This is a genomic window from Mesorhizobium helmanticense, from assembly GCF_003034915.1.
In the GTDB taxonomy this organism is placed as follows: domain Bacteria; phylum Pseudomonadota; class Alphaproteobacteria; order Rhizobiales; family Rhizobiaceae; genus Mesorhizobium; species Mesorhizobium helmanticense.
In genome coordinates this window covers 44,805-59,547 of the sequence record NZ_PZJX01000032.1, presented here as the reverse complement: position 1 = coordinate 59,547, position 14,743 = coordinate 44,805, and the positions used below count along the sequence as shown (strand labels likewise).

The following is a 14,743-nucleotide window of genomic DNA, read 5'->3' as shown; positions in this document are numbered from 1 at the left end:
CGGTCGTCGAGAAACGAGCCAGATATAACGCAACCAACAATTAGGAGGAGGACGAAGCATGCGCATGTTCAATTGCCTGACGCTTGGCGCAGGTCTGTTTGCAACCGCACTTTCAATGCCGGCCCATGCCGAAGACGCGGCGAAGGTCGCGGCCATCGTCAAGGGCCTCGACAATCCGTTCTTCCAGACCATGCAGAAGGGCATCGAGGACCAGGCCAAGGCCGACGGCGTCAACGTCACTGTCCAGGCTGCCGCCAATATGGGTGACGCCACCGGTCAGGCCGACCGGCTGACCGCCATGGCGATGCAGGATTTCGACTGCTACCTGGTCAACCCGATCAGCGTGTCCAACCTGGTGCAGGCGCTTGTTCCCGTCGCCCAGAAGAAGAAGCCGATCGTCAACATCGACAGCACCATCGACGCCGAACAGGCCAAGGCCGCCGGCTTCGCCATCTCGACCTATATCGGCACCGACAATGTCGCCGCCGGCGCACTGGCCGGCGAGGAGATGCTGAAGCTGGTGCCTGCCGGCTCCAAGGTGGCGCTGGTCGCCGGCATCGTCGGCGACGTCGGCTCCAATGCCCGCATCAAGGGCTTCAAGCAGGCCGTCGAAGGCAAGCTCGAGGTGGTGGTCATGGTGAGCGCCGACTGGGACCGCGAGAAGGCTCTGACGGCGGCGACCGACATCCTCGCCGCGCATCCCGATCTCGCCGGCTTCTTTGCCGCCAACGACATCATGGCGCTCGGCATCCAGCGTGCCGTGCAGACCTCGGGCAAGGACGTCAAGGTGATCGGCCTCGACGGCATCGTCGACGCGCTGAAATCGATCGCCGCCGGCGAACTCACCGCTACCGTCGCGCAATATCCCTATGTCGTCGGCGCCATGGGCGTCGAAGCCTGCAAGGTAGCAGCCATGGGCAAGGAGCTGCCCGCCAACGTGCCGGCGCCGGTGCTCTTGATCAACAAGGACAATGCCGAAGCCTCGCTGAAGAACTTTCCGGCCCCCGGCGGCGACTATCCCGATCCCTTCCGCGAGATGTTGAAGTGAGCACTCCTGAACAAAACGCGCCCGTGCAGACCGCGGGCGCGGCGGAGGAGAGCCGTCCCTCCCTGTCGGCTCTCCTCCTGGATCCTTCCTTCTGGGCCGACTGGGCCTCCGTCGTCGGCCTGGTCGGCCTCGTCATCGTCTTCGGCATCGCCCAGCCGGTCTTTCTCAGCATCGCCAATCTGCAGGCCCTGCTCCTGGCGGCGGCGATCCTGGTCGTATTGTCGATCGGCCAGACCTTCGTCGTGGCGACCGCCGGCATCGACCTCTCGCTGGCTGCCGCGGTCATGCTGGGCGCCATCATCCTCGGCCTCGTCAACGCCGCCGGCTATGGCATCTTCCTCGCCTGCGTCTTGGCTGTTATCGCCACCAGCGCGGTGGGCTTCCTCAATGGCGTCCTCATCACCGCCGGGAAAATTCCCGACTTCGTGGTGACGCTCGGCACGCTTTCGGGCATCACCGGGCTCGGCCTGATCCTGTCGGGCGGCGAGCCGACGATGGTCGGTTCCACCTTCCTGCTCAAGCTCGCTTCCGGCTCCTTCGGGCCGTTCGGCTATCCCGTGTGGGTGGCGATCGCGGCCGTCATCGTCGCCCATATCGCGCTCTACCACACCCGCTTCGGCGTGCATCTGCTGGCCACCGGCGGCCAGGTCGAAAGCGCCGGCGCGCTCGGCATCCGCACCAACCGGGTCAAGATCGCCGCCTATACGATTTCAGGCTTCTGCGCCGGCATCGCCTCGCTGCTTCTGGTGGCGCGCATCGGCTCGGCCGAGCCGCTGATCAACACCAGCCTTCTCCTCAATTCCGTGGCGGCGGTGGTGCTCGGCGGCGTCAGCCTGTTCGGCGGCCGCGCCAGCATTCTCGGGCCGGCGATCGGCGCGCTGATGCTCACCGCGCTGGTCAATGGACTGACCCTCCTCAGCGTTTCGGCCTTCTACCAGCCGCTCGCCGTAGGCGCCATCGTGGTGCTGGCCGCCCTGATCATGCGGTACCAGAAATGAGCGCCGCCCATCATATCCCCTCGTCCGAGGCGATCCTCGCCTGCGAAGGACTGAGCAAGCATTTTGGCGGCATCCGCGCCTTCACCGACGTCGCCTTCCAGGCGCGCCGCGGCGAGGTCACCGCGGTCATCGGCGACAACGGCGCCGGCAAGTCGACGCTGATCCGCTGCCTGGTCGGCGTGCATGTGCCGGATGGCGGCGAGATTTTCTTTGATGGCCGGCCGCGCCCCTTCGCCAATCCCGACGAGGCGCGCAAGGCCGGCATCGAGACGGTGCACCAGAACCTGGCGTTGATCGACGAACTGACCGTGGCGCAGAACCTGTTCCTCAACCGCGAGATCGTGCGCCGGATCGGCCCGATCGCCCTGCTCGACCGCAAGGCGATGCGAGAGCAGGCGCGCGCCATGCTGTCGCGCCTGTCGATCAACATGCCTTCGGTCAACCAGCGCGTACGGCGCCTGTCGGGCGGACAGAGGCAGGCGATCTCGATCTGCCGCGCCGCTGGCTCCGGCGCCAAGCTGGTGGTGATGGACGAGCCGACGGCGGCGCTCGGCGTACAGGAAACCGGCAATGTCGAGGCGCTGATCCGGCGCCTGCGCGAGCAGGCGGTGAGCGTCATCCTGGTCAGCCACAATTTCGATCAGGTGCGGCGCCTGTCCGACCAGATCTGGGTCATGCGCGCGGGACGGATGGTGGCGACCGTGCGTTCGTCGGAAACCACAGGCAACGAACTGGTCGCGCTTGTCACCGGCGCGGCCTAGGAGCTGCCGATCCGGCTGGCCTGTCACGAATTGATTGGTACAAAAAGGAGTTTGCGAGTGGCGGTAATCCGTGTCGGACTTGTGGGTCTTGGCGAGGTCGCGCAGTCGATCCATCTGCCTGTCTTGGCCGACCAGCGCGACCGCTGGGTTATAGCGGGCGTCCATGATGTCTCACCGAGCCTGGTGGCGCTCTGCACCTCCGAATATCCAACCGCCAGGGCTTTCGACACGGCCGAAGCACTGATCGATTCGCCCGACATCGATGCGGTCTTCGTGCTGTCGTCCGACGATACCCACAGCCGATTCGTCCGCGCCGCCGTGGCAGCCAACAAGCACATCCTGCTGGAGAAGCCCGCTTGCCTGACGGTGCGCGAGATCGACGAATTGCTGGCGCTGACGGCGAACTACGCCAGGACGATCTTCGTCGGCTACATGCGCCGCTATGCACCGGCCTATCTGGCGGCCAGAGACGAACTGCCCGACGCTGCCGACATCACCCATGTGCGCATCTTCGACCTGATCTCCGAGGGCCGGCACTTCCTTAGGAAAAGCCAGAACATCCTCTATCCCCGGGATATTGACCCGGCGCTGCTGGAGCGCGGCGCCAGGGAGCGTGACGCTCTGATCCGCGAAGTCGTGGGCGCCGATGCGCCGGCCGACCTCGTGCGCGCCTATCGTGGCCTGACCGCGCTTTCCTCGCATCATATTTCGGCGATGCGCGGGCTCATCGGCGAACCGGTTCGCGTGCTCGCCGCGCACCGCACCAATGGTGGCGCCAACACCTCGGTGACCTTCGACTACGGCCATTTCGCCTGCCAGTATGACGCGGTCGTCGACGATCTCGGCCTGTTCGACGCCATGATCGAAGTGCGGTCGAACACCAAACGGGTCCGCATCATCTACGACACGCCCTACATCCGCAGTCTGCCGACGCGGCTCGAAGTGACGGAGGCCGGACCACTCGGCCCGGTAACCAGGACCTTCGGGCCGCTCTATGGTGACGCTTTCTCGAATGAACTCGAGGTTTTCCACCGCCACATCGCCGACGGCACGAAGCCCCTGACTGACCTCGCGGATTCACGCCGCGACCTGGCGCTGATGGCGGAGATCATCGAGCGGATGAAGCAGACGGGCAGCCGCTGAAGCTACCGCCTATTTCCCGCAATGATGATCGTTGATCTTGTTCAGCGCGTTCGCATCCGGTCCTGTCCGATGATAGGAGCAGGCACCGGCGGCTGTGGTGAACAACTGCTGGTCATAGTAGCGCGGGCCGCCGAACAGGATGTCGATGATGTCGCCTTCGGCGGGAACGTAGCGTTCGGATTGAACCCGGTGGTCGCGGTGCCGGTGGTCGCGGTGCTTGTCGCCTGCGAAGGCCGGGGCGGATAGGCTGCAGCCTATCGCGAGAGCGAGCACGCGGATCGCATAGCGTTTGGTCGTCATCGGCAATGTCCTTCTGGCCGTTCGGCTTTCCACCATACATCCAAAATCGTTAGCAGAACAAAAGTTCCCCGGGGCGGCTCGTTGGAGCCGTCGGGGAACCCGAGAATTATCGTCGACTCCGCTTGTCACAATAGGTTTATCCTGCGGCGATAGGGAGAACGTTCCCGCGTCCGGTGTCCAGCCGGGCCCGTCTCTTTGCACTAAACCTGTCTCTTTGCACTAAATCAGTCTCTTCACACCAAGTGGGGTTTTCCATGCGCAAGATCGTTCTCGCCACCATGCTGCTGGCATCCGCCATCGGAGGCGCTTCGGCTGCCGACGGCAAGCTCGTCCTCTACACCAGCCAGCCCAACACCGACGCTCAGCAGACCGTCGATGCCTTCATGGCGAAGAACCCCGGCATCAAGGTCGAATGGGTGCGCGATGGAACACCGAAGATCCTGGCCAAGCTGCGCGCCGAGATCGAGGCCGGCCAGCCGCAGGCCGATGTGCTGTTGATCGCCGATGTCGTGACCATGGAAGGATTGAAAAAGGAAGGCCGGCTGCTCAGCTTTCCCGAGGCCGATGTCTCCGGCATCGACGCGGCTCTCTATGACAAGGACAAGACCTATTTCTCGACCAAGCTGATCACCACCGGCATCGTCTACAACACCAAGGCGCCCTTCGTGCCATCGAGCTGGGAAGACCTTACCAAGCCGGAAGCCAAGGGCCTCATCGCGATGCCGAGCCCGCTGACCTCGGGTGCCGCGATGATCCACACCGTAACGCTGACCGGCAATTTGCCGGAGGGCTGGGACTATTACAACGCGCTGGCCAAGAACGGCGCCCAGGCGAGCGGCGGCAATGGCGACGTGCTGAAGGCCGTCAGCGGCGGCGACAAGCTGTTCGGCATGATCGTCGACTACATGCCCATTCGCGAGAAGGCCAAGGGCGCTCCCGTCGAATTCGTCTTCCCCAAGGAGGGCGTCTCTGCCGTCACCGAGCCGGTCGCCATCCTGTCCACGGCCAAGGACACCGAGGCCGCCAAGGCCTTCGTCGATTTCCTGCTGTCCAAGGACGGCCAGGAGGTTGCCGCCAAGATGGGCTACATTCCGGCGCGCGCCGACGTTGCCTTGCCGGCCGGCTATCCCGACCGTTCGTCGATCAAGGTGCTGGCTTACGACGCGGCCGCCGCACTCGCCAACGACGCCGCCAACAAGGAAAAGTTCGGCGCTGTTATGAGCCAGTAGCCCGCCGGTCGGCCGGCGGTGTCGTCCGCGGAGGACATCCTCCCCGGGCAGCGTGTGCCGGCGCGACGCTGGCACATGTCGCGAGCCACGCCTGGGTTTCGCGCATCGGTGCTCGCCGTCCTGCTGGTGATCGCACTGCTCAGCCTGCTGCCGATGGTGAGGCTCGTCATCGCGGCTGTCGCACCGGGCGGCGAGCTCGACTTCGGTGCATTCGCCCAGCGCCTGGCCAAGCCGGTCGCCTTGCGGGCGATGTGGCACACGCTGGACACATCCTTTTTTGGCGCCCTGCTGGCGCTTTGCCTCGGTGGTCCCTTCGCCATCGCTGTCACGACGACCGACCTGCCTGGGCGGAAGGCGCTCGGCTTTCTGCTGCTGTTGCCACTGATGATCGCGCCGCAGGTCACGGCCCTGTCGTGGCTGCATCTGTTCGGCCCATCCAGCACGCTTCTCGGCATGGCCGGCATGGCGCCGCCGCCAGGCACACCCAATCCGATGCTCGGCCGCAACGGCATCATCCTGCTTTACGCAGTCCAGCACGCGCCGATCGTGTTCATCACGCTGCGGGCCGGTCTGTCCCGGATCCCGCGCGATCTCGTCGAAGCGGCCAGGGCTTCCGGCGCCGGGCCGCTGGCGGTGCTGTGGACCATCGTCCTACCGGTCGTGCGTCCGTATGTCGTGGCTGCGACCGCGCTCGCGTTCGTCTCGGGCGTCGGCAATTTCGGCATCCCGGCCCTGCTCGGAATGCCGGTCAACTATCTGACGCTGCCGACGCTGATTTATCAGGACCTGTCGAGCTTCGGTCCCGGCGTGCTGCCGCAGATCACGGCGCTGTCGGTATTGGTCGGCGTGCTGGCGCTGGCCGGTGTCGCTTGCCAGTCGCTGGCCCTGCGCGGCACCGCGCACCGCTTCACCGCCGGCACGCCGACGCGTTTCGAGCTCGGGCGCTACCGCTTGCCACTTGCCGGCCTTGGCTGGCTGGTGATCGGCTTCATTCTGGTGCTCCCGGCCTGCGCGTTGCTGGCGACGTCGCTCGTCCCGTCCTTCGGCGTGCCGCTCGGCTGGCAGACGATGACTGCGTCCAACTATGCCGAGGTTCTGGTCCATCAGGCATCGACGGTCCGCGCCTTTCGCAATTCCATTCTTTTTGCCGGCGGCGCGGCGCTTATCCTCGCCGCCGGCGTCATTCCGGTGACCGCAGTGCTCGAACGGCTCGGCTGGCGCTGGCAGCGCATCCTGGGCGGCATCGTCGACCTACCCTATGCCGTCCCCGGGGTCGTTCTTGCCATCGCCTGCATCCTGCTCTTCCTGCGCCCGCTGCCGCTGATCGGCAGCCTCTATGCAACGGCGTCGATCATCGTGATCGCCTATATGATGCGGTTTTTCACGCTCGCCATGAAACCGGTGGCGACTGCGGTCGGGCAGATTTCACGTGACCTCGACGAGGCGGCGGCGGTATCGGGAGCCGGCGCCCTTCGTCGGCTCATGACGATAACCGCGCCGCTCGCGGCGCCCGCGGCCGTGGCGGGCGGCCTGCTCGTCTTCATGAGCGCCTTCAACGAACTGACGGTCTCGGCCCTGCTCTGGTCAAGCGGCAACGAGACGCTGGGCGTGGTGCTGTTCAGCCTAGAGGAGGCCGGCCTGGGGACGCAGGCCGCGGCGATCGCCGTTTCCACGATCGCCGTTGTCGTCGTCCTGCTGCTGGTGCTCGACCGGTTCGGACGGCGGCTTCCAGCGGGCGTGTTGCCCTGGCGATAATCGTTCAGACGTCGGGGACCACCCACGCGTCCGAGGCTGCGATGTGCACCTTCTGGCCGACTGCCAAAGTCTCTGTGCTGTCGATCAGCAGTTCCTGCCGTGATCCCTGTTCCGGTGCCGACAAAGCCAGCCTCACCTCATGGACCGGGCCGCGATAGATGCTGTCGAGCACTGTCGCCGGAATGCCTTCGGGTGAAATCCGCAGCGCTTCCGGCCGCAGCAGGATCTGGGCCGGCCCCGCCGATGTCCCGGCACTTCGCGCCATGAGGCGATACCCTGCTATGTCGACCGTTGCGGTCTTACCGGCGGGATCGACCACCGTCCCCGCAACGATCGACCCGCGCCCGACAAAGCCGGCGATCGTCGCATTGGCCGGCGCGCGGTAGACCTCCTGCGGCGCCGCCGCCTGCAACACCTTGCCCCGGCTCATGATGGCGACACGGTCGGCCAATGCCAGGGCCTCGGCCTGGTCGTGAGTGACGTAGACGATGGTGGCGCCGGTGCGGCGATGGATGTCGCGAAACGCATCGACCATCGAGGCGCGCAGATGCATGTCGAGATTGGCGAGCGGTTCGTCGAACAGGATGATCCTGGCGTCGGCCACCAGGCAGCGCGCCAGCGCCACGCGCTGACGCTGGCCGCCGGACAGTTCCTCAATGCGGCGGCCTTCAAATCCGCCAAGCCCGACGATGTCGAGAACAGCGCCGACACGGCCGGCGATTGCGCCGCGCTCGACATGCCGGGCCTTGAGCGGATAGGCGACGTTTGCCGCGACATCCATATGGGGCCAAAGCGCATAGGACTGGAAGACGACCCCGACGCCGCGCGCTTCCGGCGGCACCTGCCGCCGCGGATCGGCCATTAGTTCCTTGCCGAAGAAGACGCTGCCCTCGCTGGGCGCCTCGAAGCCGGCGATCAGCCTCAGCATCGTGGTCTTGCCACACCCGGACGGGCCGAGCAGCGCCGTGAAGGATCCTGCAGCGAAGCCAAGCGAAACGGCGTCAAGCGCGGCGGTTTCGTGGAACCGCTTGCTGAGACGCTCCACTCTGATTTCGCTCATGCTTCACCCATTGGCGTATCATCGCGCCCTGCGTGAATCTCATCAACGCGACGCGCTTTAAGGTGGGCAATACGTTGGAAATCCGGCCATGACAATGATGGCTGCGGCAAGGGCGCCCTTGCTTGCTGCGCCGTTCAGCCGCGATTCATCGGCAAGGTCGTTCCGGTGATCTGCCTGGCTGACGGGGATCGTGCATGGCATCCTTGACGGTGCTCGATCGAGTTCGCGCGGCTACAGGCTGTGAACATTCGAAATCGTGATTTGCGTCTTCGCGGCCTGGGTTTGTTGGATAGGCCCCGGGGGCAGATTCCGGGTTCATTGTCATACGGGCAAGCCATTGAAATCCAGTGGTGTTTTGATGTCAAAGCTTCTAACCGTTAACGCCAATGGAATAACGGGAACTTCAGATCCACCACGTCGGAAGTCTGGGATCGAAGCACGGGGACGATGGCACTGAACGCTGAAGACATTGCTGGCTATCCGGCGTTGCATCGCTGTGTCCAGGCGCAGTCGCTGGCGCTTATCCAGATTTATGAAGCGAGCCCGCGGCTTGCTTCCATATTCGCCACGCAGCAGCGCTGGCTGATGGGCCATGTCGGTCTTGCCTTGCATTTCAGGCGAGACCCGCGCGACCATCGCACGCAATTGACTGCAGCCCGTTTCATCGAGGCCATTCGCCAGCATTCGGTGGCCAGCCGCAACACCGCCGAGGCTTTCATCAAGGAGATGCTGCGTTACCGTATCGTCGAGTATCTGCCGACGCATGGGGATGGGCGTGCCCGCCCCTTTCAGATCACGGCGGCCACTGTGAATACATTTACCGGCTGGGTCACCGCTCATCTGCAAACGCTGGACAGCCTCGACGGCGGAAGCCGGTTGACCACGTACCTCGCGCGACCCGACATGCTTGCCAGATTGCAGCCGCTGGTGGCGGACGGCCTGCTTTCTTCTCAGCCGGTGCGCGAGCCCAAACAGACCTTTTCCCTGTTCATCTGGCTCAACAATGGCGGCATCGTCATGGACCGGTTGATGTCCGGCATCGATCCCGACCACGCGGGTCTCGACCGGATACCGACCAGCGTGGTATCGATCGCGGACTTCGCCAACTGGCTCAAGCTTTCCCGGACCCATCTTTCACGCAAATTGCGCGACGCCGAAGGCCTCGGCAGCGTCGGCTGGCTGGGCCGGCGTGGGCATTCGGTCATGTGGGTTTCAAGGCAGTTCCACCAGGAATACATGGCCGTCCAGGCCGCCAAGCTTGCCATTGTCGATGCAGCCTTCTCGGCGTGCTTTTCGGCCTCTTGAGCCTTCCGACCCTTCGAGCTTTCCTGGCGCCCGCGGCAACTATCCCGCAATTCGTAGCAAGGACGATATCAGCAGCCCGCGTTCGTCGGCCGAAAGGATATCCGAATCGAAGAGGTTCATGCTGCGAAGCCCCTCGATGGCGATAAAGCAGACCAGCAGCGCCTTGAGATCAGGCGTTTCTCCTTTCAGCCGCTCGAAGAGCTGCCGCTTGAACGATTTTATCGGCGTCAGGAAATCGGGATCCTCGGCGATCGCCGAAAAGATCCACGAGGCCGACGGTTGCGGTTCCTCGCAATCACTGGCCGAAAGCTTGATATAGATGGCAAGCAGGCTTTCGCCGCTGGCTCCGGCCGTACGTGCGGCCTCCAGCGCCCGCTCGAACTCGCGCAGGTAATCCTCCACCAGCGCCTGCATCAGCTTTGCCTTGGTCGGAAAATTGTACAGCAAGCCGCCCTTCGAGACGCCCGCACGGCTGGCGACTGCATCCAGCGACAGGCTTCCGGGCCCGGATTCCCGGGCAACATCGGCGGCCGCTGCGAGAATCTTCTCGCGCGAATTTGCCCTGCGAACTTTCATTACGCCTCCCTACATGAGCTTACGCGGAATTGACAAGACCGTCCAGACGGTACAGTAAGGCCGCCGTTATTTGAAATTGGGACCTGCCGTGGATAGTGTCCCGACATCGACCGCCATGCCGGTCGCCGCTTGAGGGGACACTCTTGTTCAGACGCATAATCCAGATCGTCGTCATCGCCTTGGTTTTGCTCGTGCTGGTCGCCGTGGTCGGCGGCATCGTTGGCTTCAACTTCCTGCGCGACAACGGCATCAAACAGTATTTCGCCACGATGAAACCGCCGGCGGCGACCGTGTCGACGACCATCGTCAAGCCGATCAGCTGGACGCCGGGCATCGAGGCGATCGGCACGGTGAGTGCGGTGCGCGGCGTCGACCTGACTGTTGAGACCGCCGGTATCGTCAAGGAGATCCTTTTTCACGCCAACGAGAAGGTCAAAGCCAACGCGGTTCTCCTTCAACTCGACGATGCCGTCGAACGTGCCGATCTCGATGCGGAGAAGGCTCAGGCCGTGCTCGTCCAGACGGCGCTGACGCGCGCCATCGAATTGCAGAGGCGCGGCGTCGGTGCGGACGTTACGCTTGACACGGCGCGGGCAACCGCATCGGCCACCCTCGCACAGGTGAACAAGATGCAGGCGGTGCTTGAGCAGAAGCAGTTGACGGCGCCTTTCGGCGGCACGGTGGGTATCCCGAAGATCGACCTCGGCCAGTATCTGGCGCCTGGCACCGCCGTGGTGACGTTGCAGGACCTGGATACGATGCGGGTCGACTTCTCGATTCCCGAACAGCAACTTCCCCTGCTGAAGATCGGCCAGACGGTTCGATTGGGCATAGGCGGCGGCGACATGCCCTTTGCCGGCGCCATCCGCGGCATCGACCCCAAGATCGACCCGGCAAGCCGGCTGGTGACGGTCAGGGCGGAGGTTGCCAACCCCGAAGGCAAGTTGACGCCCGGCCAGTTCGTGCAGGTGCGCGTCGAACTGCCCGAGGAGAACAATGTGCTGGCGGTGCCGCAGACGGCGCTGACCTCCAGCCTCTATGGCGACTTCATCTTTGTCGTGCGCCCAGCCAAGACGGAAGCCGCCCCGGCGGCTCCAGCAGCGAAGCCCGGAGAAATGCCTGCCTCTCCGGCAGCCGATAAGCCCGCTGCGGCGGATGCTGCCAAGCCGGCGGAAGCCACAAAGCCAGCGACGGACGCAGCGAAACCCGCTTCCCCCGCGCCTGCTGCAAAGCCCGAGGAGAAGGCTGCCGGCGCGGCCAACCCTGCAGCGGAAGGGCAGAAGCCTGAACTCGTGCTCTCCCAGGTGTTTGTCAAGCCGGGTCGTCGCAATGCCGGTCTTATCGAGGTCCTGGAGGGCATCGCGCCCGGCGACGAAGTTGTCACGGCCGGCCAGAACCGGCTTTTCAACGGCATGTCCGTTGCTGTCGACAACACGATCGACCCGACCAAGCCGGTGAACCAGCAGGCAAGCCAGAAATGAGTTTCTCTGACATTTTCATCCGCCGCCCGGTCCTGTCGACCGTTCTGGCCTGCATGATCCTGCTCTTGGGCTTCCAGGGCATCTTCAATCTCTCGATCCGGCAATATCCGAAGGTCGACGAAACCGCCATCACGATCACGACCGCCTATCCGGGCGCTAGCGCCGACCTGATCCAGGGCTTCATTTCGGCGCCGATCGCCCGTGCCGTCGCCTCGACCGAAAACATCGACTATGTGACGTCGTCGAGTCGGCCGTCCTCCAGCACCGTGACGGTGCAGATGAAACTCGGCTCCAACCCGGATGTCGCGCTGACCGAGGTGCTGTCGAAGGTACAGGGGGTGCGCGGTACTTTGCCGGAAGCATCCAAGGACCCTGTCATCGTCAAGGGCACCGGCCAGCAGTTCGCGATGATGTACATCTCGATGCAGAATCCGAACATGACGAAGGAGCAACTGACGGAATATATCGAGCGCGTCATCCGCCCGCGCATGTCGACGGTCGAGGGTGTCGCCGACGTCCAGATCTTCGGCGCGCAAGAGTATTCGATGCGCGTCTGGATCGATCCGATCAGGCTTGCCGCGCGCGGCGTGACGGCCTCGGAAGTGCTGACGGCGATCAACAATTCCAACTTCCTGTCTGCGCCCGGCAACACCGAGAACGAATATGTCGTCTCATCGATAACCGTGCGCTCGACACTCCAGACACCGGAGGCGTTCGCCGAGCTGCCGCTACGCTCGACCGACGGCAATGTGGTGCGGCTGCGCGACGTGGCGCGTGTCGAACTCGGCGCGGAGAACACCGACACCAGGGTCAGCTTCAACGGCAAGCCCGGCACCTTCCTCGCCATTTTCCCGACCCCGGCGGCCAATCCGCTAACCACGGCGGCAGCGCTTACCAGGCTCGTGCCGCAGATTCAGGAAACGCTGCCGAAAGGCATGACGATCGAGGTCGTCTACGATGCGACCGGACAGATCAGCGCCTCGATCGACGAAGTGTTCAAGACCATCGCCGAGGCGGTGGCCATCGTTGTCGTCGTCATCCTTTTGTTCCTCGGTTCTTTCCGTTCGGTGATGATGCCGATCGTTACCATCCCGCTGTCGCTGATCGGCGTCTGCTTCCTTTTGTTTGCGATGGGTTACTCGATCAATCTCCTGTCGTTGCTGGCCATGGTGCTGGCGATCGGCCTTGTCGTCGATGACGCCATCGTGGTGGTGGAAAACATCCACCGTCACATGGAGGAAGACCACATGTCGCCGATGCAGGCGGCTTTCAGCGGCATGCGAGAGATCGCCAGCGCCATCGTGGCAATGACGATGACGCTGGCGGCCGTGTTCGCGCCGCTGGCTTTCACCGGCGGCCTGACCGGCGCGCTGTTCCGTGAATTCGCGGTCACGCTCGCCGGCTCGGTGGTGCTGTCGGGCGTAATTGCCGTCACCATCACGCCGATGATGTCGGCGCGCCTCCTGAAGGCCGGTTCGCACAGCCGCTTCCAACGCATTGTCGACGGCACTTTCGCGCGGGTCGAACACGTCTATGAGCGGGCTGTCACCGGTTCGTTGAACTATCGCCCGCTGACGCTGATTATTGTGCTTGCGCTTGTCGGCGTCACCGGCTTCATGTTCACCAAGACCTCGAGCGAATTGGCGCCGGAGGAAGACCAGGGCTTCCTTCTCTCGCTGGTCACGGCGCCGCGTTATGCGACATCCGATTATACCGAGACATACGTCAACCAGATTCTCGGTCTGGTCAGGGACATTCCGGAAACGCGGGCCCAGTTCTCGGCCGTCGCCTTCGGCGGCGCCACAAACAGCGCCTTCGTCGGATTTGCCTTCAAGGATTGGGCGGAACGCAAGCGCAATTCCAAGGAGCTGCAGGCTGACATTACCGCTCGTATCGCCAAAGTGGCAGGCGTCGAGGCCTTCGTCTTCGCGCCGCCGACGCTGCCGGGCTCCGGCGGCGGCCTGCCCATCGCCATGGTGGTGCGCTCGACGGGGCCCGCTTCCGAAGTGTACGAGGTGGCCGAGCAAATCAAGAACAAGGCCCAGGCCTCCGGCCGTTTCATCGTCGTGCAAAATTCAATGGCCTACGACGCACCGCAGGTGACAGTGACCATCGACCGCGACCGTGCCGCGGCCCTCAACCTTCCGATTGCCGATATCGGCCAGACCTTGACGCTGCTCGTTGGCGGCGCCGAAGTGGCACAGTTCGACCGCGACTCCAACAGCTACGACATCATCCCACAGGTGCCGCAGGAATTCCGCGACAACCCTCAAAAGCTTGGCGAATATTACGTGCGGAGCGTGGACGGGAAGATGGTGCCGCTGTCGGCGGTGGTGAAGATTTCGACCAACGCTTCGCCGGCGGCCATAGAGCAGTTCAACCAGCTGAATTCCGCGACGATTTCCGCGCTCCCGCTGCCCGGCGTCACCACCGGCGACGGATTGAAAGCCCTTGAGGATATCGCGAACGAGAATCTGCCCGACACCTTCTTCATCGACTATTCCGGTCAGTCCAGGCAGGAGAAGGAACAGGGCAACACGATTCTGATCGCTTTCGGCGCCGCCGTCGTCGTCATCTATCTTGTGCTGGCGGCGCAGTTCGAAAGCTTCCGCGACCCGCTGATCATCATGATGGCGGTGCCGCTGTCGATCTTCGGCGCGATCGTGCCGCTCAATCTGGGCCTGGGAACATTGAACATCTACACGCAGGTCGGCCTGATCACCCTGATCGGCCTGATCACCAAGCACGGCATCCTTCTCGTCGAGTTCGCCAACCAGCAGCGCGAGCAGCACGGCATGCGGCGGCGCGATGCAATCATCGCCTCGGCCAAGGTGCGGCTGCGGCCGATCCTGATGACGACGGCGGCGATGGCGCTCGGCGTGGTGCCGCTGATCACCTCCAGCGGCGCGGGCGCCGCGGCACGCTATTCGATGGGCCTGGTGATCTTCACCGGCATCCTGGTCGGCACCATGTTCACCCTTTTTGTGGTGCCGATGTTCTACACTTTCATCGCCAGCAAGGATCTGCCGCATCATGCCGAGAAGCCCGACCCGAAGCTGATGCCGGCGCTACAGGATTAGAACTGAC

12 protein-coding genes are annotated in these 14,743 nt (G+C 63.9%); 9 read left to right on the top strand and 3 right to left on the bottom strand.

Annotated elements, in window-relative coordinates:
* Window positions 1-58 precede the first annotated feature (58 nt).
* The 4 genes from C9427_RS19000 to C9427_RS18985 are packed head-to-tail and all read left to right on the top strand — an operon-like array spanning window position 59 to window position 3,950.
* Window positions 59-1,048, top strand: coding sequence for a sugar ABC transporter substrate-binding protein (locus C9427_RS19000; RefSeq protein ID WP_107650651.1), 990 nt, complete (start codon window positions 59-61; stop codon window positions 1,046-1,048).
* Entirely contained in the window at window positions 1,045-2,046 is a 1,002-nt protein-coding gene (locus C9427_RS18995) for an ABC transporter permease (protein ID WP_107650650.1), read from the top strand. The genes C9427_RS19000 and C9427_RS18995 overlap by 4 nt, the downstream gene beginning before the upstream one ends.
* The gene (locus C9427_RS18990; protein ID WP_107650649.1) at window positions 2,043-2,807 is read left to right on the top strand and encodes an ATP-binding cassette domain-containing protein; all 765 of its coding nucleotides are present in this window, start codon (window positions 2,043-2,045) and stop codon (window positions 2,805-2,807) included. The genes C9427_RS18995 and C9427_RS18990 overlap by 4 nt, the downstream gene beginning before the upstream one ends.
* A 57-nt stretch (window positions 2,808-2,864) precedes the next feature.
* Complete coding sequence (locus tag C9427_RS18985; protein WP_107650648.1) at window positions 2,865-3,950, top strand: Gfo/Idh/MocA family protein; 1,086 nt, start codon at window positions 2,865-2,867, stop codon at window positions 3,948-3,950.
* Window positions 3,951-3,959: 9 nt separating this feature from the next.
* On the opposite strand, the gene C9427_RS18980 is transcribed toward C9427_RS18985, so the two are convergent.
* Window positions 3,960-4,250: a hypothetical protein gene (locus C9427_RS18980; protein WP_097574190.1), complete on the bottom strand. Its 291-nt coding sequence runs from the start codon at window positions 4,248-4,250 to the stop codon at window positions 3,960-3,962.
* A gap of 254 nt (window positions 4,251-4,504) precedes the next feature.
* Between C9427_RS18980 and C9427_RS18975 the strand changes: the two genes are divergently transcribed.
* Window positions 4,505-5,479 carry an ABC transporter substrate-binding protein gene (locus tag C9427_RS18975; protein ID WP_107650647.1) on the top strand — a complete coding sequence of 325 codons (975 nt, stop codon included), beginning with the start codon at window positions 4,505-4,507 and terminating at the stop codon, window positions 5,477-5,479.
* A 75-nt stretch (window positions 5,480-5,554) separates the two neighbouring features.
* Window positions 5,555-7,234 (top strand): ABC transporter permease, encoded by a 1,680-nt coding sequence (locus tag C9427_RS18970; protein ID WP_107650646.1) that lies wholly within the window; start codon window positions 5,555-5,557, stop codon window positions 7,232-7,234.
* Between the two features lie 4 nt (window positions 7,235-7,238).
* Here C9427_RS18970 and C9427_RS18965 read toward each other — a convergent pair whose 3' ends face one another.
* Window positions 7,239-8,294 carry an ABC transporter ATP-binding protein gene (locus C9427_RS18965; RefSeq protein WP_107650645.1) on the bottom strand — a complete coding sequence of 352 codons (1,056 nt, stop codon included), beginning with the start codon at window positions 8,292-8,294 and terminating at the stop codon, window positions 7,239-7,241.
* A gap of 447 nt (window positions 8,295-8,741) precedes the next feature.
* Here C9427_RS18965 and C9427_RS18960 point away from each other — a divergent pair, with 447 nt between their 5' ends.
* Window positions 8,742-9,599, top strand: a complete 858-nt coding sequence (locus tag C9427_RS18960) for a hypothetical protein (protein WP_107650644.1) — start codon at window positions 8,742-8,744, stop codon at window positions 9,597-9,599.
* A gap of 39 nt (window positions 9,600-9,638) precedes the next feature.
* Here C9427_RS18960 and C9427_RS18955 read toward each other — a convergent pair whose 3' ends face one another.
* Window positions 9,639-10,175 carry a TetR/AcrR family transcriptional regulator gene (locus C9427_RS18955; RefSeq protein WP_107650643.1) on the bottom strand — a complete coding sequence of 179 codons (537 nt, stop codon included), beginning with the start codon at window positions 10,173-10,175 and terminating at the stop codon, window positions 9,639-9,641.
* Window positions 10,176-10,318: 143 nt separating this feature from the next.
* Between C9427_RS18955 and C9427_RS18950 the strand changes: the two genes are divergently transcribed.
* Both C9427_RS18950 and C9427_RS18945 read left to right on the top strand, forming a co-directional pair.
* Window positions 10,319-11,656 carry an efflux RND transporter periplasmic adaptor subunit gene (locus C9427_RS18950; RefSeq protein WP_107650642.1) on the top strand — a complete coding sequence of 446 codons (1,338 nt, stop codon included), beginning with the start codon at window positions 10,319-10,321 and terminating at the stop codon, window positions 11,654-11,656.
* Window positions 11,653-14,736, top strand: a complete 3,084-nt coding sequence (locus tag C9427_RS18945; protein WP_107650641.1) for an efflux RND transporter permease subunit — start codon at window positions 11,653-11,655, stop codon at window positions 14,734-14,736. The genes C9427_RS18950 and C9427_RS18945 overlap by 4 nt, the downstream gene beginning before the upstream one ends.
* Window positions 14,737-14,743: the final 7 nt, after the last annotated feature.